The organism is Legionella taurinensis (genome assembly GCF_900452865.1).
Taxonomy (GTDB): domain Bacteria; phylum Pseudomonadota; class Gammaproteobacteria; order Legionellales; family Legionellaceae; genus Legionella_C; species Legionella_C taurinensis.
Window position 1 is genome coordinate 3,019,116 of record NZ_UGOZ01000001.1, and the last position, 20,559, is coordinate 3,039,674.

Here is a 20,559-nt window from a genome sequence, read left to right on the forward strand (position 1 = left end):
GCTTAAATCTTACCGAGTAGCTAATTAAACGTTGCCAACCCACTTCAGACCGACGTAAGGACCGTGCAGTGCGAAGTCAGTTTCGATAACGTTAGTACCCAGGACCAATGGGCTAGTTCCGATATGCTGAGCATTGAAGTAGTTAACCCACATGTAACCAGCATCCAGAGTCAGATCGCCTTGAGCCATAGCGTAAGTGTATTTAGCACCCAGTTTAGCTTCCAGTTCAGGAACGATAGCAGTTCTGGAACCGTGAGTAGTAGCAACTGTAACACCGTTAACTACACGAGCTGTGTCAAACTTGCTGTCGCCAACCAGAATAGCAGTTGCGCCGTTTGCATAAACTGCGAAACCGTTACCCCAATCGTAGGACATGTCAGCACCAATTCGAGGACCGAAACCGTTGAAACGCAGGTCAGCTGTATCACGAACAGCTAAAGCGTTAACTTGAGACCAGAAATCAGTGTCGATACGAGCGTATTGAGCACCACCGTGGAAACGGATGTTTTTGAACTCACCGAAGTCAACGTGTTGACCGAATTCAAAGTTTACAGCATCCCACTTTGGCTCAACACTGGCAACGCCACCGAAAGCAAACAGATCATCAGTGAAATTGAAATCAGTGTCTTTGCTGAAGTGGTACCAGTTGATGTTGATGTCGTTACCAGTGCTGAAGTGGTAAGAACCTTCTAACTTGAAGCCCCAACCCCAATCCAGATCTAAGTCGTGGTAGTAGGTGTTGCCAGCAGCATCAGTTGTAGCGAAACGGTAACCGAAATCGCCGTCATAAACTGGTTGCAAATATAAGGCTTGTACACCGAAATCCCAAGCAGTTCTTTCGCAAGGAACGGTAACATTACCAGGGGTGCAAACAGGACCCATGGTACCAGCAAACACTGCACTGCTTCCTAAAGCAAGAACAGCTACCGCTGTTTTTTTCAAATTTAACATTGCTTCATCTCCACTTTTTATTATTAACTTTCCGTTTTGCTGTCAAATCACAACAAGGTGTTGACCACAGTACGCAATCATCGCTCTATCCGAGAACGTACATAGGCAAATTATCTAGTCCAATTCTTGTAAAGTCAACATTAAAATTGCAAGTTTTATCAACAATCTTAATATTTTCCTCGAATTCGCTCATATTTTATTCAGCCTGAAAAATATAATGCAGAACTCTCACAAGCAGGCTTAATGGTTAAGGCTACATGAATTTTTTTAGTTTTGCCACCTGAAAGTAAGCTTTTTTTTTGGTTTTTATGCGAACATCGCCAAGCATGCATCTTATTGATACAACAAGATAAATTAAATACCATGATCAACGTATTGAACGCCAGCGTTTAAATCAACACGGCGTGAAGAACTATATATAATGTATCGATGCACTGAATGAACTGTAACCAGCCTATATTTTTTTCTCTATTTCGACCACCACGCGACGGTTTAATGCCATGCCAGCCTCTGTGGTATTCGGTGCGACCGGATCCAGTATGCCAAACCAGGTGGTATAAATCATGTCTTTGTTAATGCCCTGACTTAATAGAAACTTCTCAACCGCTTTAGCCCTGGCTTCCGACATCGCATTATTAATGGATTTACGGCCCCGATCATCCGAATACCCGTAAATGTTGATTTTCTTGACTTGCGGATCGGCACTCACATAGATCACGATGCGTTTGAGTTGCCGCAGTTGGGCTTCTTCCAGTTTGTAATCGTTGGTATCAAACAGTAAAACGGTGGTTTTAACATGCTCGTAATTAAACGGCAGGAGATTCCCGAGGCAGCGCTGGTATTTGGCGTACACTTTCTGAAAATGAATAGGGGAGAGAATCACCGTGACTGGAAATCCTTGTTCCGAACGGTATTGGATACGCGTGTTATATCCCTTGGCCAGATAAGTCAGGGTACTGAGAGCCGGGTCCCGCGGCAGGAAAAGTGCGAATTCGCCTGGGGTCAGTACGGTTTTAGTAATCGGAAAGCGCAGTGCGCGCGGTTTCCATACAGGCTCTTTCGCATAGACCACCGCCGGCAGCTCTCTTTGCACCTGCTCCCATTTGCTCATGATGAAATGCGGCGGTTTGGCCGCATATTGCTCAAAATAGGCAATGCCGTAGTTGGGTATAACCAAAGACAGGCCGCAACGCAGGCGGTTGCCGGTCATTTTCCATTTCTCAAACCCCATGGGGCTTTTGAATTGAACCGGCACGACTGCCTTTGCCTGCTCTCCCCACAAGCTGCCAATCACGATCAAAGGCAAAACGGAACATGTAAAAAACTGCTTTAAAGCCATTTTTTGTTCATCCTGCTTTGTTATTCCGTGTTATGCTCCCTATTATCGGCTAACTTTGTGGAACCTTTATTTTGCAAACACTCGTTATAACCCGTCCGGACGATTGGCATGTGCATTTTCGCGACGGCGACGCGCTTAAAGAGACAGTCGCCGCCACCGCGAGGCATTTTGCGCGTGCGCTGGCCATGCCTAACTTAAAGCCGGCATTGACGTCGGTTAAGTCCGTGTTGGCTTATCGGGAACGTCTTATGAAGGCGCTGAACTCAGCCTATGATTTTACTCCTTACATGACGCTTTATCTCAATGAACAGGTACAGCCCGAGGAGATGCTAGGCATTAAGGAAGGCGATGCCATTCTGGGCGCCAAGCTCTATCCCGCCGGCGCCACCACCAATTCAGAAGAAGGGGCTCATTCATTACGCGCCCTCTACCCTTTACTGGAGCTCATGCAGCAGCAGGATCTGGTGTTGCAGATCCATGGCGAAATCACTCACGGGGATATTTTCGATCGCGAAGCCGCGTTTCTTACCGAAGGGTTATTGCCCTTAACCCGCGATTTCCCAAAGCTTCGCATCGTTTTGGAACATATTTCCACCAAAGCCGCCGTCGATTTTGTTAGTGAGGCCAGCGAGCGGGTTGCCGCCACCATTACGCCGCATCATTTAATGTATAATCGCAATCAACTGTTGAGTGGCGGAATTAAACCCCATTATTACTGTTTACCGGTTCTTAAACGAGAGCGTGATCAACTGGCTTTACAACAAGCCGCCATCAGCGGTAATGCTAAATTTTTTGCCGGCACCGACAGCGCCCCGCATGCCCGCCAGACCAAAGAGACTGCCTGCGGTTGTGCCGGCATCTATTCCGCGCCTTATGCCGTTTCACTTTACGCCCAAGTGTTTGATGAACTCGGCCAGCTTGAAAAATTAAATCACTTCATGGGCCATTTCGGCGCGTCATTCTATCGATTACCCATCAATAAAAGTGAATTGCTGCTTAAACGGCAGCCGCTAACCGTACCTCCCAGCCTGCCACTCGGGAAGGACAGCGTCATCCCCATGGCCGCGGGCGACACATTAGCCTGGAGTGTTCATGAAGGTTAGTGCATTATTAAAGTCGAGCCTTAAACACCGTTTTCGCGGTTTCCTCCCGGTGGTCGTCGACATCGAAACTGCAGGCGTGGATCCCTGCAAAAACGCCTTGCTGGAAATGTGCATTGTTATTCTCGACATGGACGAGCAGGGGCATTATTACCCGGCAGCCTCGCATTTTGAACACATTCTGCCTTTTGACGGTGCGGAACTGGATGCCAAGTCTCTGGCGTTTAATCAAATTGACCCCTTTCAACCCCTGCGGTTCGCGGTCGATGAGAAGGAAGCCCTGCAACGCCTGTTTACCCCCATCCTTGCCGCCCTGGACAAAAGCAAATGCCAGCGCGCCGTGCTGGTCGGCCATAATGCCTGGTTTGATTTGCTTTTTATTAAGGAAGCCGTGAAGCGTACTGGCGTAAAAAGCCCCTTCCATGCCTTTACCTGCTTTGATACGGCAACGCTTGGGGGTTTGTTTTATGGAGAAACCGTGCTGGCTAAAGCCGCGGCGTCCGCAGGCATTCCCTTCAATACTGAGGAGGCTCATTCAGCCATTTATGATGCGGAAAAAACAGCGGAGCTCTTTTGCAGGATGATCAACACCTGGCATAAAACGCTGACAAAGACTGTTCAGGAATAAAAAAAGACTGCCGGCGCTAACGCCGGCAGAAAACTGTTACAGCGAGTCAGAGTGAGACGCCAGGTACTCGGCAACCCCTTTGGGAGAAGCCTTCATACCCGCCTTGCCTTTTTGCCAGCCGGCTGGGCAGACTTCGCCATGTTCTTCAAAGAATTGGACCGCATCGATAATACGCAGAATTTCATCCACATTTCGGCCAATGGGTAAGTCATTCACGATTTGTGAACGGACCACGCCATTTTTATCGATGACAAAAGCCCCGCGGAATGCAACGCCGGCAACAGGGTGTTCCACGCCGTAAGATTGGCAAATGGTATGCGAAATGTCAGCCGCCAGAGCGAATTTGACCGGGCCAATACCCCCGTCTTTCACTGCCGTGTTACGGTAAGCATTATGCGTAAATTGCGAATCAATGGATACCGCAATCACTTCCACTCCGCGCTCTTTAAACTCATGCATGCGGTGATCCAGAGCAATCAGCTCGGAAGGGCATACAAAGGTGAAATCGAGGGGGTAGAAGAAAACAAGCCCGTATTTTCCTTTGATGGTGTCATGCAAATTCAATTTATCAGTGATTTCACCATTACCGAGTACGGCAGGTACAGTAAAGTCCGGGGCTTTTCTTCCAACTAAAACACTCATCTGCTTCTCCTTAGGAAAGGCGTACCAGGTACGCGGATTTAAATTCACAGTGTACAGGGTGCAATGGCTTAGAGAGCAATCGCGTCTCTTAACAAGGCTTCCAGTTCCCCCTGCTGATAGAGTTCGGCAATGATATCAGAACCCCCGATTAATTCACCTTTTACCCAAAGCTGCGGGAAGGTGGGCCAATCAGCATATTGAGGAAGCGTTTGACGGATGTCAGGATTGGCAAGTACATCGACATAAGCAAAATCAACACCACACGCATCAATGCACTGGACAGCACGGGCAGAAAAGCCGCATTGAGGCATTTTAGGCGTGCCCTTCATATATAACAATATCGCATTTTCAGCAATTTGTTGTTTGATTTTATCAATGGTTTCCACAAAGTCACCTACATTTTTGAAAATTAAAAAAACACCGCCAATTATGGCGAAAATAAGACCAGTTAGCAACTGGGGTTACCCTTTACCCGCATTGAATATGTTGAACATCCTGCTACACTTACTAACTCAAAAATAAAACTGGAGAATGATTCATGGCATTCAGCTTACCCCCCTTACCTTACAGTCTCGAAGCCTTAGCGCCCACCATTTCCAAAGAAACCCTGGAATATCATTATGGCAAACATCACAATGCGTACGTGACTAACCTTAACAAATTAATTGCCGGTACCGAATTCGAGCAGTTAAGCCTTGAAGACATCATCAAACAGTCCTCAGGCGGTATTTTTAATAATGCCGCTCAGGTGTGGAATCATACCTTTTACTGGCATTGTTTAAGCCCTAACGGCGGCGGCGAACCCAAAGGGCGACTGGCTGACATGATTGCTAAAAAATTTGGTTCCTTTTCCGCGTTTAAAGAGCAATTCAGTCAAGCGGCCATTACCACGTTTGGTTCAGGCTGGGCCTGGCTGGTGCAGGACAAGGACGGCGAATTGAAAATCACCAGTACCAGCAATGCCGGCACCCCGATGACAGAGGGATTGAATGCCCTGTTGACCTGTGACGTCTGGGAACATGCCTATTACATCGATTACCGTAATGCCCGTCCTGACTATGTCAGTGCATTCTGGAATCTGGTGAACTGGCAATTTGTAGAAGAGAACCTGCGCTAATAGTGCAGGTTTAACCGCCTGATGATTAATAAGGAGTTTTAATGGCATTAATTACGAGTTATAACCCGCTGCCGATTACTTTTACTCATGGAGAAGGTGTCTGGCTTTATGATGAACACGGCAAGGCCTACCTTGATGGCTTAAGCGGTATTGCCGTCTGCGGGTTGGGTCATGCTCACCCCGACGTCACTAAAACCATCCAAACTCAGGCGGCCAAACTGCTGCACACATCCAATGCCTTCCACATTAAAGAGCAGGAATTGCTTGCCGAAAAGTTAACGGCAATTACCGGCATGGAACAGGTTTTTTTTGCCAATTCAGGCGCCGAGGCCAACGAAGCGGCCATTAAACTGACCCGTCTGTACGGACATAAAAAAGGCATCGAAACACCGTCCATTATTGTCATGGAGCGTGCATTTCACGGCCGTACCATGGCGACACTCACAGCCTCCGGCAGCCGCAAGGTGCAGGCCGGCTTTGAGCCTCTGGTTCCGGGTTTTATCCGTGCGCCATTTAATGATCTGGAAGCCCTGCATACCATCGCGGCGAATCGCGACGATGTGGTTGCCATCATGCTTGAACCCGTTCAGGGTGAGGGCGGTATTTTTGCCGCGGATGATTCTTACTTACGGGCAGTGGAACAACTTTGTCACCAACATGACTGGCTGCTGATCCTCGATGAAATCCAGACGGGCAACGGCCGCACCGGTAAATGGTTTGCTTACATGCACACCAATATTCGTCCGGATATCGTCACGACCGCTAAGGGATTGGCCAATGGCGTACCCATCAGTGCCTGCTTAATGAGTCAGCGCGCCTGCAACCTCTTTAAACCGGGCAATCATGGCTCCACTTTCGGCGGCAATCCATTAGCCTGCGCGACGGCCCTGACCGTGCTTGAGGTCATTGAGCGTGACAAACTGTGTGAGAAGGCCGCAAGTAACGGCAACTTTCTTAAAGAAAAACTCATGCGTGAACTCAACGATCATCCGGCGGTGCGCGCCATCCGCGGCCGCGGCCTCATGCTGGGAATTGAACTCGACAGACCCGCGAATGATGCCCGGGCGATTGGGCTTAAGCATGGGGTTTTGTTCAATGTCACCGCGGAAAATGTCATCCGCCTGCTGCCGCCTTTAATTATCAGTGAAAATGAAATTGAAGAATTGGTTTCGCGTGTCTGCAGAACCATTCATGAATTCATCGCCTTGAAAGCGAAGGAAGTCAGCTGAGTTTAATTCTGCCCGCCATTAACGGGCAGGATGATTAAGTGAGATCAAACACCTGCCCGCGCTTGACGAAACCGCAGAATCCCTGCTGTTGAGCGTCGGGTAATTCCCCGTCATTGTAATGGTATAACCACATTTTGCTTTTGATTCCGGCATCCAATTGACTCAGCTCAACAAAATTGGCATGCACACCGCTTAAATACGCTGACGTTTCGCAATCGTGAAAAATAAGGTCGGCCTGCTGATAATAAGGCAGCAGCCTGTGTAAATTAAATTGGGTGTCCGTCGTCAGCAGAATCTTGTTTTTTTTCGCCTGCATAAGCAAACCATAGCTTGGTTTCAGTACGCCATTAGAAATCATGTGCACCGTTTTTATCAGAGTCAATGAAATCCCCTCCCAGACAAACGGGATGGTATCCGTCATGGCCCTAACATTGAAATAACTGGAAAGCGAGGCTTCTTCGGTTTTTAATGTCGCCATACCGCCCTCCAGGCGATGCTGCCACAAGGGATCGACTAAACTTTCATGGATAAGTAACTCGGGCTTGGGCAAATCCGTGGTAAATTTGCGCTTAAATCCCAGCCATTCAAGTCCGCCGCAGTGATCCCCATGCAAATGACTGATGTAGATGGCATCAATGTCTTTTGCAGCATAGTTCGCATGCGCTAAGGAGAACCGAACATCGGTACCGCAATCAATGAGTAATGTTTTCCCCTCATCGGTGATCAACAGCATGTTGGAATGAAAATTACCCGCATCTTCTGATAAGCCATTGGCTGTACCTAAAAATAATAATTTCATACTCTGTCCTATTTATGCGTATGCACAAAAACCCCATTCCAATCCGGCGGTAAGTCCTGGGTGCGCAAGTGCATAATTCGTTGAATATAAAGTTCATACAGATATCTATCAGGATAGCATTTCTGCAGCGCCTGAAATGCGGTTAAAGCCTGAGTCCAGCGCTGTTGATAAAAAAGTGCCAGTGCAGTCTCATAATGCTGTAATTGCGTCAGTAAGGCCGCATCGGCCTCTTGCTGGTAGCCCAAGGGTTCATAAATCGCCACGGGTTGCTGCCGGCCTTTCACGGTAACCTTGTCAATGAGCTGCCAGACAAAGGCATCCTGGGAAGCCCGTGTCGCCTCACTGACTAAAATATCGACGCGGTAGAATTTAGTGAGTTGCTCAAGCCGCGAAGCCAGATTCACGGTGTCGCCAATCACGGTATACGCCCGTCGAAACTCCGAACCCATGTCTCCGACATCCATTTTGCCGGTGGAAATGCCAATGCCCAGTTTAATTTCAGGAAAAGCAACCTGCCCGTGGTGAATGGTTTTTGGTAACGTGGTCTTGATTGCCAAGGCCGCGGCCACGGCATGAAACGCATGCTGCTCATCGTGCAGCGGCGCACCCCAAAAGGCCATGACCATGTCGCCCACGTACTTGTCTATGGTGCCTTGATGTTCAAAAATAATACGGGTCATGGGCGTAAACAAGGCATTCAACAGCCACTTGACGGTGCTGGCATCCAGACTTTCGCTAATGGCGGTAAAATCACGGACATCGGAAAATAACACAGACATTTCCCGCGTTTCCCCTTCCATGCTGAAATGCTCCGCCGCATTGGTCATCTCCTCGATGTGAGAAGGCGGCACATACTGCCCAAATAACCGTTTGATTTTATTTTTTTGCCGCCGCTCGTACACAAATTCATAAAGAAAATTAACCAGCGCCAGCAACAAGAGCAACAGACAGAAACTCGCCACCGAAAAATAGATGTTTTTATAGGTAAACAATAAAAAAGAACCCAACAAGAGGGCCGCAGTTAAGAGCAGATAAAGAATAATCAGCCACACGGGGCCAAGAAACGGCATAATCACGATGAGCGGTGCCCCAAGCAGTGACATTTCCACCAACTTTTTCGCGTGATGCGAATGGTGAATGGTTGGAATTTGCTGGTTTAAGATCGCTGCAATGACATTGGCATTGATTTCTACACCGGGAAACGTCTCGGAAACAGGCGTCGGGTGACGATCGGATAGCAGAATGGTTGACGAGCCGACAATGACGATGGCCCCAGCCAGTTCCTCCGCGGGAACTTTTTTATCGAGTAGATCAGCAATGGGATAATAGGGAAGTGTGCCGGCTTCACCAAAAAATGGAATGAGAATTTGCCCCGAGGGATTAAGCGGAATGACCGTCCCACCGACATTCAGCCCGGTTAAAATGGCCTTTCCCTCGCCGTTTGGCCGGGTTAACAGCGACACATGATCCACCAGCAGATAGCGCATGACCACCGCGAGGCTTAAACTGGGGTATAGTTTGTTTTCAAACCCAGCGACCAGCAGACCGTGTCTGACCAATCCGTCGGCATCAGGAAAATTGGAAACGAACCCGCCAAAACGAGCAGCCTCAATGAAGGACTTAAGGCTCGATTGATAGCCTTGAAACTGAATGACCGACAACCCGTTGGATTGAATAGCCTCCTCTTTTTCGTTCAGTAAAGCGGCAGGCAGTGCGCCTTTGTTGAGTTTAGCCTGGTAAAACAAATACCCCAGTACTGTTTCGTGGGTTTGCATTGCCCTGGCGAACAGCAAATCATTGTCAACCGCCGGCGCGAGCTTGTCCAGTGTATCCATTAATGGCTGCCAGGAATTGGCCGAGGGCAGGTGAATAATCTTGTCCTTTAAACCCAGCGCATAATTGATTTCTGGCTCGGAAAAAACAACATCAAAGGCGACAAGGATGACGCCATACTCTTTCAGGCGTTCAATCAACTGGGCAAAAATGGCGCGCGGCCAAGGCCAGCGACCCTTTTTTGCCACGGAGTAGTCATCAATGTCGGCAATGACAACCCGCGGGAAAGAAGGCAATGGCCTGGGGCTGTTCCTGACCAGAATGTCGTAAAAATAATTATCGAGTCGATGCAGGAAGTGACTGGACTCCACAACACGGAATTGCTCGAGACAGAGACTGGCTATTACAACAAGAAAACCGGCCAGAATTTGCAATCGTTTGGCTTTGAAAGAAGCCTTAACATCCATGTCCAGTCACTTTCATGATAGTACCTGTAAGATGCCGCTTAAAACCAACGATTACTCACTCGTTGGTTATCCTATGTTCATTTTCACTGACAGAGTCGATTGGTTGCTGTGGTAGACACTGCCGCGCTGGAAGTACTGCTGCTCCAGACGGAAAACGTATTGCTTGTAATTGAAGGCAATACCACCGCCCACTTTATAACCATTCATGTCCAGATTGAACTCGGGGACAGGTCCTAAAATCACGCCGGTCAGCGCAGGACGGCTATTAGAAAAATCCAGAACCTGCAACAGGCCGCCCTCAACAAACGGCTGAACGCTGTCATTGATTTTATAACCAAGTTCCGCATTTTCCTGTAAATAAGATACTTTATTGGTTAAGGATGGAACGCTCTGTGTTGCCGGATCAAAGGCAAAATGAATGGCGTAAGGATCCTGATCTACTTCCGTGCGCAGCGCACGCAGGTTGGCGTTAAATACAAACTCTTTCCAGGTGTGTGTAAACAGGGCAGACACACTGGCAAACCAGTTTTTACTGATGGCATTGGCGTAGCCGTTTTTCTGCTGGAACTCAAACCGCGTGCTGGTATTGTAGCTTAAACTGTTTTGGCCATAGCCGCCGGCCAAATCAAAGAAAAAATGCTGCATAAGGCGCGTTAATACGTGGGCGTAAATGCTGTTGTTGCGGATTGATTGCGTGGACGAAACCAGCGGCAGGGAAAGCAGTTGCAGTTGCGAACTGAGTTCGGTATCCAGTTTGTAAATAAAAAAGCCACCGGAAATGCGCTGATTAAATTGAAAATTATTGCCGCCCACGCCATACAGGTTGGAATGCCCATTAAACCGGTTAAAGGTGAGTAATTTGGACGAATCAAATTTAAAATCCTGGTAGCTGTAGGCGGCACCCAGATCATACCGGCTCACCGAAGGCACATTGTCCACCGGGGAATCAATTTCTTTGCTTTGCTCTGTACTGGCAGTCGCCATCAAAGGGAACAGCAGACAGGCATAGCATAACCACTTATTCTTATTCATAGCTACTCCATGCAGGTTACTTGGCCCTAAAAAGGCTGCCAACTCGGCATCAGGCCCCTGTTAACCTAAAATTATAATGCTTTTTATTCAGCAGAATCGAGCAAAATCATTAAATCACTCCCTGCAACTAGGTTGCCAGGAATGGTGGAAAATCAGGCGTCACGGTGAGTGTCGGCCCCAGCGGTGATTCTACCGCGGTATCGGTCACGTTGCTCGGGACCAGTTGCCCAATCACATCAATCGCCATTAACGCCGGTTCCACCTTGGACGCGGCAGTCACTACCCAGCCTAATGCGCCCCAGGAAATAGTCCCTGGCGTCACCTGACCTGAAACGCAGTCATAGGTAGCGCTTTTGTATTTTTCTTTAGGCCCCAAACGGGTGCTCCCCATGGTGACCTGCCCCTGATAGACTTGCGTGGCAATTCGGGTGGCGTTGATATTCCTGTTGTCTTTGCATCGTTTTTCTGACGTTGGCGATTTTACCACCATTGCTCTGTAAGAGGTACCGGAAATTGCCAGGGCGATCACCGGGGTTTTTAAAATGGCTTTTTTCTGACTCTTGGTCGTTGATTCCACACCGCCGCTTTTTAAATTGGCCTGACTCTGGATGCCCTTACTCTCAGGGGTGTAACTGGTAATCTCATACGTCGAATTGGGCTGCAATGCCACTAAGGTGCCGTTGCTGTAGCGAATCTGGACCTGGGAATTGGCCCCAGTCACAATGGTATCCCCCACATAAAAGGAAGCGCCGCGCGTCAGTGGAACTTTTTGGTTATTGCGCTCCACCGTCACCTGATTGCTGGCGAACAGCACGGTGCCGATGGCCTGCTGTGCATAAGCCGCAAAAGCATGACCCAATAAACAAAAAAAGAGCAGTTTTTTCATGTGAGTATGTCCCTGAATTCTCTCATCCGTTAGCAATCGTACTCTGCCTGATTACACATCGTCAACCGCATTACATGGAATCACTGGCCAGCAGGCGATTGGCATAAAACAAGCGCTTGGCAATTATTTTGACGATGCCCTTATGGAAAGCCGCCGCCAGTTCCGGGTGCTCATCTGTCATTTTAGTCAGGCTCTCTGCAGTAAAACGATAAGCCAAACAGTCATTGGCCGCCACGACTGAGGCTGTGCGGGGTTGATTTAAATAGAACGCCATTTCACCCACAATGGTGCCGGCAAGCAGGCGGCGCAACCGTTTTTCTTTCGCTGTGCCATAGCCTAAAATGATTTCCAATTCACCCTCTGCTATCCAGAACAGTTCCCGCGTTTCTTCTCCCTCCTCGCAGACAATGCTTCCCTTGCTGAACGTCAATCGTTCGCCATAAGACAATAAATCATCAATCTCGCGAATGTCAGGAAAACTTAAATTAAAAAGCGACTTGTAATCCTCTTTCCTGTTGGTCTGGTATTTTTGCATTAACGCGTTTTCACACCATTCAAGGGCATGGTCAAGATCGGGGAATTTTTTATAGGCCAGTTTTTTATGCTCCGTGACGGCAAAACGCTGGATCTCCTGCTCAATCACGCGAGGTAGATGAGTAAACAGCACCTTGACGCGTTGTTTCTGGGTATAATTCAGCAAATTAATGAAGCTTAAGGCACCCGACACCTCAATCCCGGTCACCTGGTTAAAATTAATAATCAGGTAATCCCCGTGCGCGCCTTTATCCAGGTGCTTGCGAATGCGATTCAGGATGTCATAGGCATTACCAAAAAAAAGATACCCTCTGACATTGACGATTAAAATTTTATTGCCGTGTTGTTCCAATAGGATTTTGTCTGCTTCATTGCGTTCGACGTGGCTGTGTAAGACTTCGGCGGAAAGCATGGAAGACACAACCGGGATACGGCTATAACGGAAAAAGAAGATGGCTAAGGACAATAACAAACCAATCATGATTCCCGTCAGCAGACCTAAAAACACGATGGTGGCCATAATCATCAGCACAATCAGGTAATCCAACCAGGAAATTTTCGTCTTGATCGTTACCAGCCATTCCAGCAAAAAATCAAACGCCACATAGAGCAGCAGGCCGCTGAAAATAAATTTCGGCAACAGGGTTAACAACTCTGCCCCGGCAAGCATCAATATCAGACAGAAAATACCAGCCAGGATACCCACAGCGCGCTGGCCAAGGCGAAAATGGAGATTGGTTTTCGAGAACGACAGCACATGATAACCGCCTAACCCGCCGCCTAAACTGATTAAGCTGTTGGCAATGCCATTGGCCTTTAATTCGCGGTTAATATCCATGTTTTCGCGGCTGCTTATCTCAAAGCTCGATATATTGAGAAGCATGCTGATCATACCCAATACCGCCAAGGCAAAATAATCCGCCATGTGATTAAGCAGCAGGCGCCATTGCACGGACTGATTCAGCACGTTTTCACCGGGCCACAACGGGAGTCTGCCGTCAGGAAAGGGTCCCAGCATCAAACCGGCCTGTTTCGCGTCATTCAGTGAAATACCCTGAACCAGCAAATAAAGATAAAACCCGACAAAACTTAAAATAACCATCATTGGGAACACGCGGCTGCTTCCCAGCAACCGCTCCAGAATGAGGATGCTACCGCCTAATGCCGCCGGTAAAATCCATAATGCCAGCGTCTGCTCCTGAACAAGCGCCTCAAACATGGCCAGGGTAGAATGGCCGCCGACCATAGACTGCAGGGTACTGACCAGGAGCAACCACCCTGTCCCGGCCAAAAAACCGCCAATCACCGGGTACGGAATATAACGAACCAGTTTTCCAAGCTTAAACGCTCCTAAGACGTACATGGTAAGGCCCAAAAGCAGGGCCATGATGACGATCGCCATCATCACCGTCGGTAACGGGTCAAGTCCTTTGTCCAGTGCCAGCAATTCCCTGGCAAGGGAGGCCGCCACCAGGGCGGTGATGATGGCAAAGATATCCTGAGAGGCGGCAATGGTGTATCGGGACGAACTGAACGAGGCCATAAGAATCAACAGGATACCCGAGCCTAATAAGCCGGCTGAAATCCCATACAATAGATCAGACGATAAAGGCCCGCTAAAAATCAGCGACGCGTACGACAGGCAATCCACGGCCACCAGGGTACCAAGGAGTAAACCGGCGAACACAGTCGTGGTGATTGAACTGGCCTTAAAGATATTCATTAATATCGATACTTGAGCGTTTACCCAGGTGGATAACGTTTTCCTTTAACCAATCATCAGCCAAATGACGCCCCAGGTCAAACAGGTGAAGGATAAACTCCCAATCGGTATTTAATTTACTGGCCACGGAATAATTTTCCATCGCTTTATCTGCCCGTATGGCGTGCATATAGATCCGTTTCATGGTTCGGGCATACTCGTCTTTAATCCAGCCTTCATCAAGCATCTTACTGACGAAAGCGACCGCCCGCATTTCGCGCATCAGCGACGAATTAAAACTCACCTCATTCATGCGGTTTATGATTTCTGAAGCCTTTTGCGGTAATTTTTCACGCTGAATGGGATTGATGTGGATGATCAGAATATCGTTATGATGGGATTCATAAATAAGAGGGAACAGGGCAGGATTTCCCATGTAACCACCATCCCAATAATAATCCTCCTTCACCTGAACTGCCTGAAAAAGAAAAGGCAGGCAGGAGGAAGCCATGACGGCATCAAGGCAGATTTCTTCGTTTTGAAAGACCTTGATTTTGCCGGTTCTTACATTGGTTGCACAAATAAACAGACGAAGGGCTTTGCTTTGACTGATTTGTTTAAAGTCGACTAAGGACTCCACAATGTCCCGCAACGGATTGACATTGCCCGGATTAAATTCGTAGGGAGAGAACAATTTGGTCATCATATCGAACAGAAAATAGCCCTGGGAGAATTCAGGGGTGATTCCCAGCCATTGCTCAAGCCAGGTGACCTTGACGGGGCTGAAGAAAACGCCGGCTTCGCTTATTGTTTTCCAGAAATGGGCTAATAATTTACGGGCTTCGTCAGGTCCTCCGTTGGCCATTCCCTGCGCCAGAATGACGGCGTTCATTGCCCCGGCGCTGGTGGCTGAAATACAATCCAGTTCAATGCTGCCGTCTTCAAGAAGCCTGTCCAGCACCCCCCAGGCCAAAGCGCCGTGTGTACCGCCGCCCTGTAGGGCCAGATTGATTGTTTTTGTGTGTTTAGCCATAACCATTCCCTAGTTTCAATTAGCATAGGCAGAGTTGATCACACGCGTCAAGTCAGTGAACGGGGGCGGCTTGCTAATCGCCCTGGTCAACCTTTAAACTAAAACATCGTACACGGACGTGAACAGGACGCACCATGAAATACGCTAACCGGGATCCCTTAAAAAGCCTCGAGAGTCTGCGCAAGGATTTATTACCCAAACGCCTGGAGTTGAAGCAACTTTCAAATGAAGAACGGCAGACAGTGAATCAAAGCCCCCTGGCCTCGTTTCTCTCGCTAAAAAAAGAGGAACCAACCCCTCATGGGCTTTTTAAGAGCACCATGCTGCCCATTAAGGACATTTTGCTGCTGCTCCAAGACAGCGTCCAGGGCAAATTCAATGATTACCTGCAGGAAGCGCTGAATAACGCTGAAATTGAAGTGGCCATCAAGCCGCAAAATCCGGCTGATAGCGATAGCCGCAAAGCCCTGGAAATCAAAATCAGGGTCGTCGCCACGGCCATTGATAATTACGCCAATCTGTTAGCCATGGTGTTAGGGAATAAATCGCTGACGTCTGAGGACGAGGAAACCCTCCACCAGGCCCATAAAACGCTGAGTACCGCCACAGGCTATTTGCGCTCGATTGAAATAAAGTATGAGCTCATGCAGTTAAGGGCATTCTGCCACCGATGGGTGAATGAACACCGCTTTAACTGTTTCGGTCTGTTCCAGGCGTTTTCTTCCTGGCACTCCTCGCAATACAATGCCCTGTTGCAATGGTTTGAAGACTTAACGACACAACCCCTGTCAGAATATGAACTGGTCGGCGGAATTTATTGCATACGGACTCAACTTGAATTGATCTCGAATAAAACGGAGCGTCACGCTTTTCGCGATGGGCTGGATAGTCTTTTAGCGAAATACCATTACCCGCACCATACCGATCAGGGGCATTATGATTACCTTCGACCCTTTGTCAGTCGAGCGATGCTGTTGAAACTTCAGTTGCCCAATGCCTTTCATTACCCCTCTCAGGACATTGTCATGGACTTAACCCTGTAAGCCGCTTTGACGCTGGCGAACCGCCTCATAAAGGGAAATGCCTGTGGCCACCGAGACATTTAAACTCTCTACACTGCCCAGCATGGGCAGTGAAAAAAGCCCGTCGCAATGCTCGCGCGTCAGCCGTCTTAACCCATCGCCCTCCGCCCCCATCACCAATGCAATGGACGAACGGCAATCCAGTTGATAAAGACTTTGAGTCGCTTCACCGGCGGCACCATAAATCCAGACACCTTCCTGTTTGATGATTTCCATTGCCCTAACCAGATTCGTCACTCGAACCAGGGGAACTGACTCCGCCGCACCACAGGCCACCTTACTGACCACCGGCGTGATGCTGGCGCTTTTGTCTTTGGGAATCATGACAAAACGAACCCCGGCCGCATCGGCTGAGCGTAAACAGGCACCCAGATTATGCGGGTCGGTCACACCGTCTAAAATAAGGATAAGCGCGGGCGATTGGCTTGCTGACAACAGATCCTTCAAATCGCTTTCATTAAAATCACGCACCGGTGTGGCTTCCGCCACGAGGCCTTGATGGGTAAAGGCCTGAAAGCGTTGATTCATCGTCTGCTGATTTAATTTTTCCACAGCGACATTCCGGCGCTCGGCCAATTCCAGAATGGACTGTACTTTTTGATCCAGGCGTTCCTGGCTCACATACAGTTTTCTAATGGTGCGATAGGGATTGCCTAACAGGGCTTTGACTGCATGCAGCCCATAGACATACTGCTCACTCATGATTACTCTCTGACTCGACCGGCTCAAAATCAATTTTACGCTCATCGAGATCCACCCGCGCCACCAGGACTTTCATTTTATCGCCCAGACGATACACCTGCCCGCCGCGCTCACCAACAAGGCGGTGTTTGACGGCATCAAAGGCATAATAGTCATTGCGCAGCGACGTCACATGGACCAGGCCTTCGACGTAGATTTCATCAAGTTCCACAAAAATGCCAAACCCCGTTACCGCTGAAATGGTGCCATTAAAGACCTGCCCGAGTTTGTCCTGCATGTATTCGCATTTCAACCAGGCAACCACTTCGCGTGTGGCTTCATCCGCGCGCCGCTCGGTGGCTGAGCAATGCCGGCCCAGTCGATTCATGTCGTCTTCGCTGTAACTGAACTGATCAACCGCATGATTATCGATCAGGTGACCGATAGCGCGGTGGATTAATAAATCCGGATAACGGCGAATGGGTGAGGTAAAATGGGTATAAGCTGAATAAGCCAGACCAAAATGACCATCGTTGCTTTCATGGTATTGCGCCTGCTTGAGCGAACGCAGCATGACGGTTTCGATCAGGTGTTTTTCCGGTCTGTTGGCAATCATGCCCATGGTTTTTTGAAAATCTTTAGGATGCGGTTTCTTACCCCCGCCCAGGGTCAGGCCCAATTCTCCAAGAAACTGGCGCAGCGCCATGATCTTGTCTTCATCAGGCACCGGGTGAACACGGTAAAGCACAGAGATGGATGCCTTTTCAAGGAATCGCGCCACAGCCACGTTGGCCGCCAGCATGCACTCCTCGATCAGTCGATGGGCATCGTTTCGTATGACCGGAAGAATACGTTGAATTTTACGGTTCTCATCGAATTCGATTCGGGTTTCAGTCGTATCAAAATCAATGGCGCCGCGCACTTTGCGTGCCTTGTGCAGCACCTGGTACAGCTCATAGAGCGACATCAGCATTGGTTGCAGCGACTGGTATTGCGGATCGATGGTGTTGCTTTCCATCCAGCGCCCCACCTGGGTGTAGGTTAGCCTTGCCTGGGAGTGGAATACCGCCCGGTAAAAACGGCTGCGGGTAATTTTTCCTTCGGCACTGATGGACATTTCAGCGACCATGCAGAGTCTGTCAACCTTGGGGTTGAGCGAGCAAATGCCATTGGATAAAGCCTCAGGCAGCATGGGCACCACTTTCCCTGGGAAATAAACCGAATTGCCGCGATTCGCCGCTTCTCTGTCCAACGCCGAATCCTTGGTCACGTAATGGCTGACATCGGCAATGGCCACATACAACTGGTAGCCTTTCCCTTTTTTGTAACAGTACACCGCGTCGTCAAAATCCTTGGCGTCTTCGCCATCAATGGTTACAAAAGGCAAATCCCGTAAATCCGTACGGCCCTTCAAATCGCCTTCTTTGACCTGCATGGGAATTTTAGCCACTTCTGTCAGCACTTCCTCCGGCCAGGAGGCAGGAATGGCATGGGCATGAATCGCGACTTCAATTTCCATCCCCGGCGCCATGTGCTCGCCAAGAATATGGATAATTTTGCCAATTGCCTGATTGCGTTTGGTGGGAAAGGCGATGATTTCGGCCAGAACAATCTGACCATTGCGGGCGTTGCCCGCAAATTCGAGAGGAATGGAGATATCCTGCGTCAGACGTTTGTTATCAGGAATTAAAAAGCCAACTCCGTGTTCGGTAAAAAATCGCCCGACGACATTGGTATTGGCGTGTTCGACGACTTCATGGATTTTAACTTCCGCACGTCCGCGGCGATCGACACCACTCTGGTAGGCAAGCACGACATCGCCATGCATGACTTCACGCATGTCTTTGGCCGAAACCACCATGTCGTCACTGCCGTCATCGGGAATAAAGAAACCGTACCCGTCAGGATGCCCCTGAATGGTACCGCGTTGCAGGTTGATGCGCCCGAGCAGGCAGAAGCGGCCTCGCCGATCCTGCATGATCTGCCCATCCCGCACCATGGCCTTTAAGCGAAAGCCCAGGGCTTCCTGCTCCTGCTCCTCAATCTCGAGTTTATCAATTAATTGATTTCGAGACATAGGACGTCCGTATTCTTCCAGTACCTGCATTATCCATTCACGGCTTGGAATGGGGAGCTTGTATTTTTCCTTTTCCCTCTTATAGTGGGGATCTTTGCGTTTCTTACTCACAGTCACCTGTCTTTTTACGAATTCCCTACAGTCTATCACTGATTAGGGCGAAGGGGGTAATCCAAATCCATTTCCGCCCAAATGCGTCAACAACGCCGAAAGCGCCATGTCTTCACCGGCCCAATACGTACCGCTTGACTGGGCAGGCATGGTCACGACCGGCCATTGGCAGACCGCAATCGCACCGGTGCAGGGGATTTGCTGCTCGTGCCCCGGTTTCGACTCGATACAGCTTAATTCAAACGCGTCCTTATCCAGCGCCAGAGCCGACCATTTATCGCTTTCTAAACGGCTGCTCCACCCAGCGCTTGCACTCGGATCGGAAACCGGATGGGTAATCCAGAGATCATTTTTAGATAAATTATGAATCAAAATCAACACTGGTTTTTTTGCCGACAACATCACGGATTCACCCTGAACCGCCACAGGCTGACACGAGGCAGGGGCCTGGTCTTGTGCGTTCACAGCGGCTGAAACGAGCATTAACAGGGCTAACAGATACTTCATGGACGACTCCTCTTGGGTACGCTTAAAAATTTGCATGTAAGCTACCTTGGCAATCCGGTACAAGTAAAGTAGTCTTGAGTAAAAAATTCAGGAAATTGAGCGTGCGCTTCCTTGCAAAGCTGTTTTTAGTGTTACTCAGCGTCAATGTATATGCCCAGACCATCCGTGTGGGTACCGGCTTGTACGCACCACCGTTTGAAATGCAGGCCGACAGGCAAAAGAACATGTATGGCTTTGACATTGAGCTCATGCAGGAAATTTGTCAGCGTGCAGGCTGGCGTTGCCAATTTAAAGGGATGCTCTTTGAACAGTTGTTTACTGAACTGAAAGACAACACCATCGATTTGGCCATCAGTGCCATCAGCATCACCAGCGAACGTCAAAAAAATTTCCTGTTCAGCCTGCCTTACATGGCCAGCGGCGCCCAGTTTCTGACCAAAAGCCAATCGCCCATTAATACCATCCTGGATATCCGCAATCAACGCGTCGGCATTGAACGGGGCACCGTCTTTAAACAAATGCTTCAGGCGCAATACCAGGATGCCATCGACATCAGCGAATACGCTACGCAGCAGGATGTCTTAAACGCATTAAGTAATGAGGAAATCGATGCGGCCCTGATTGATACCGGTGCCGCCCAATACTGGGTAGTTAATAACAGCGGCTCGTTTAAAGCCATCGGCGAAAGCCTGCCCGTTGGTATAGGCTATGGCATCATGGCAAACCAAAGCCGCCAGGATTTAATTGCAACGGTCAACCGGCAATTGCTGGCCATGGAAAACGACGGCGCTTACCTTAAACTATACTCCCGCTATTTTGGAGCCCTGCGTTTGTAGATCGGTAAAGTACAACACCGGCTTTAAGTCATG

Annotated in this window: 19 protein-coding genes; 6 read left to right on the top strand and 13 right to left on the bottom strand. The window is 49.0% G+C overall.

What is annotated here, in order from left to right; all coding sequences use genetic code 11:
• Positions 1-24 precede the first annotated feature (24 nt).
• Together DYE45_RS13885 and DYE45_RS13890 are read right to left on the bottom strand one after the other, a co-directional pair.
• A complete protein-coding gene (locus DYE45_RS13885; protein WP_108290882.1) occupies positions 25-951 on the bottom strand; it encodes an Lpg1974 family pore-forming outer membrane protein in 927 nt (308 codons plus the stop codon).
• 454 nt (positions 952-1,405) lie between these two features.
• On the bottom strand, positions 1,406-2,290 hold the full coding sequence (locus DYE45_RS13890) for an OmpA family protein (protein WP_108290884.1): 885 nt from the start codon (positions 2,288-2,290) through the stop codon (positions 1,406-1,408).
• A gap of 71 nt (positions 2,291-2,361) precedes the next feature.
• Here DYE45_RS13890 and pyrC point away from each other — a divergent pair, with 71 nt between their 5' ends.
• Positions 2,362-3,393 (top strand): dihydroorotase, encoded by a 1,032-nt coding sequence (gene pyrC / locus DYE45_RS13895; RefSeq protein ID WP_115301010.1) that lies wholly within the window; start codon positions 2,362-2,364, stop codon positions 3,391-3,393.
• Complete coding sequence (gene rnt / locus DYE45_RS13900) at positions 3,383-4,018, top strand: ribonuclease T (RefSeq protein WP_108290888.1); 636 nt, start codon at positions 3,383-3,385, stop codon at positions 4,016-4,018. Before pyrC ends, rnt begins: the two co-directional genes overlap by 11 nt.
• 36 nt (positions 4,019-4,054) lie before the next feature.
• On the opposite strand, the gene DYE45_RS13905 is transcribed toward rnt, so the two are convergent.
• Together DYE45_RS13905 and grxD are read right to left on the bottom strand one after the other, a co-directional pair.
• The gene (locus DYE45_RS13905; RefSeq protein ID WP_058532548.1) at positions 4,055-4,660 is read right to left on the bottom strand and encodes a peroxiredoxin; all 606 of its coding nucleotides are present in this window, start codon (positions 4,658-4,660) and stop codon (positions 4,055-4,057) included.
• 68 nt (positions 4,661-4,728) lie between these two features.
• Positions 4,729-5,046, bottom strand: a complete 318-nt coding sequence (gene grxD / locus DYE45_RS13910; RefSeq protein WP_108291368.1) for a Grx4 family monothiol glutaredoxin — start codon at positions 5,044-5,046, stop codon at positions 4,729-4,731.
• Between the two features lie 152 nt (positions 5,047-5,198).
• On the opposite strand from grxD, the gene DYE45_RS13915 reads away from it, so the two are divergent.
• Both DYE45_RS13915 and DYE45_RS13920 read left to right on the top strand, forming a co-directional pair.
• On the top strand, positions 5,199-5,777 hold the full coding sequence (locus DYE45_RS13915; protein WP_108290890.1) for a superoxide dismutase: 579 nt from the start codon (positions 5,199-5,201) through the stop codon (positions 5,775-5,777).
• Positions 5,778-5,818: 41 nt separating this feature from the next.
• Positions 5,819-7,006: an aspartate aminotransferase family protein gene (locus DYE45_RS13920; protein WP_108290892.1), complete on the top strand. Its 1,188-nt coding sequence runs from the start codon at positions 5,819-5,821 to the stop codon at positions 7,004-7,006.
• Between the two features lie 34 nt (positions 7,007-7,040).
• Here DYE45_RS13920 and DYE45_RS13925 read toward each other — a convergent pair whose 3' ends face one another.
• From DYE45_RS13925 to DYE45_RS13950, 6 genes are all read right to left on the bottom strand, one after another.
• Positions 7,041-7,805, bottom strand: a complete 765-nt coding sequence (locus tag DYE45_RS13925) for an MBL fold metallo-hydrolase (protein ID WP_108290894.1) — start codon at positions 7,803-7,805, stop codon at positions 7,041-7,043.
• A gap of 8 nt (positions 7,806-7,813) precedes the next feature.
• Positions 7,814-10,045, bottom strand: coding sequence for a CHASE2 domain-containing protein (locus DYE45_RS13930; protein WP_108290896.1), 2,232 nt, complete (start codon positions 10,043-10,045; stop codon positions 7,814-7,816).
• Between the two features lie 66 nt (positions 10,046-10,111).
• Positions 10,112-11,077, bottom strand: a complete 966-nt coding sequence (locus DYE45_RS13935) for a hypothetical protein (protein WP_108290898.1) — start codon at positions 11,075-11,077, stop codon at positions 10,112-10,114.
• Between the two features lie 127 nt (positions 11,078-11,204).
• Positions 11,205-11,963: a FecR family protein gene (locus DYE45_RS13940; protein WP_115301011.1), complete on the bottom strand. Its 759-nt coding sequence runs from the start codon at positions 11,961-11,963 to the stop codon at positions 11,205-11,207.
• Positions 11,964-12,033: 70 nt separating this feature from the next.
• Complete coding sequence (locus tag DYE45_RS13945) at positions 12,034-14,220, bottom strand: SLC26A/SulP transporter family protein (RefSeq protein ID WP_108290902.1); 2,187 nt, start codon at positions 14,218-14,220, stop codon at positions 12,034-12,036.
• Entirely contained in the window at positions 14,207-15,232 is a 1,026-nt protein-coding gene (locus DYE45_RS13950) for a patatin-like phospholipase family protein (RefSeq protein ID WP_108291370.1), read from the bottom strand. The genes DYE45_RS13945 and DYE45_RS13950 overlap by 14 nt, the downstream gene beginning before the upstream one ends.
• 134 nt (positions 15,233-15,366) lie before the next feature.
• On the opposite strand from DYE45_RS13950, the gene DYE45_RS13955 reads away from it, so the two are divergent.
• Entirely contained in the window at positions 15,367-16,275 is a 909-nt protein-coding gene (locus tag DYE45_RS13955) for a hypothetical protein (protein WP_108290904.1), read from the top strand.
• On the opposite strand, the gene rlmB is transcribed toward DYE45_RS13955, so the two are convergent.
• From rlmB to DYE45_RS13970, 3 genes are all read right to left on the bottom strand, one after another.
• Positions 16,264-17,016, bottom strand: a complete 753-nt coding sequence (rlmB, locus tag DYE45_RS13960; protein ID WP_108290906.1) for a 23S rRNA (guanosine(2251)-2'-O)-methyltransferase RlmB — start codon at positions 17,014-17,016, stop codon at positions 16,264-16,266. The two genes, DYE45_RS13955 and rlmB, sit on opposite strands and share 12 nt — an antisense overlap.
• Positions 17,009-19,072 carry a ribonuclease R gene (gene rnr / locus DYE45_RS13965; RefSeq protein WP_370447874.1) on the bottom strand — a complete coding sequence of 688 codons (2,064 nt, stop codon included), beginning with the start codon at positions 19,070-19,072 and terminating at the stop codon, positions 17,009-17,011. Before rnr ends, rlmB begins: the two co-directional genes overlap by 8 nt.
• 153 nt (positions 19,073-19,225) lie before the next feature.
• A complete protein-coding gene (locus DYE45_RS13970) occupies positions 19,226-19,690 on the bottom strand; it encodes a hypothetical protein (protein WP_108291372.1) in 465 nt (154 codons plus the stop codon).
• 101 nt (positions 19,691-19,791) lie between these two features.
• Here DYE45_RS13970 and DYE45_RS13975 point away from each other — a divergent pair, with 101 nt between their 5' ends.
• Positions 19,792-20,526, top strand: a complete 735-nt coding sequence (locus tag DYE45_RS13975) for a transporter substrate-binding domain-containing protein (RefSeq protein WP_108290910.1) — start codon at positions 19,792-19,794, stop codon at positions 20,524-20,526.
• Positions 20,527-20,559 lie beyond the last annotated feature (33 nt).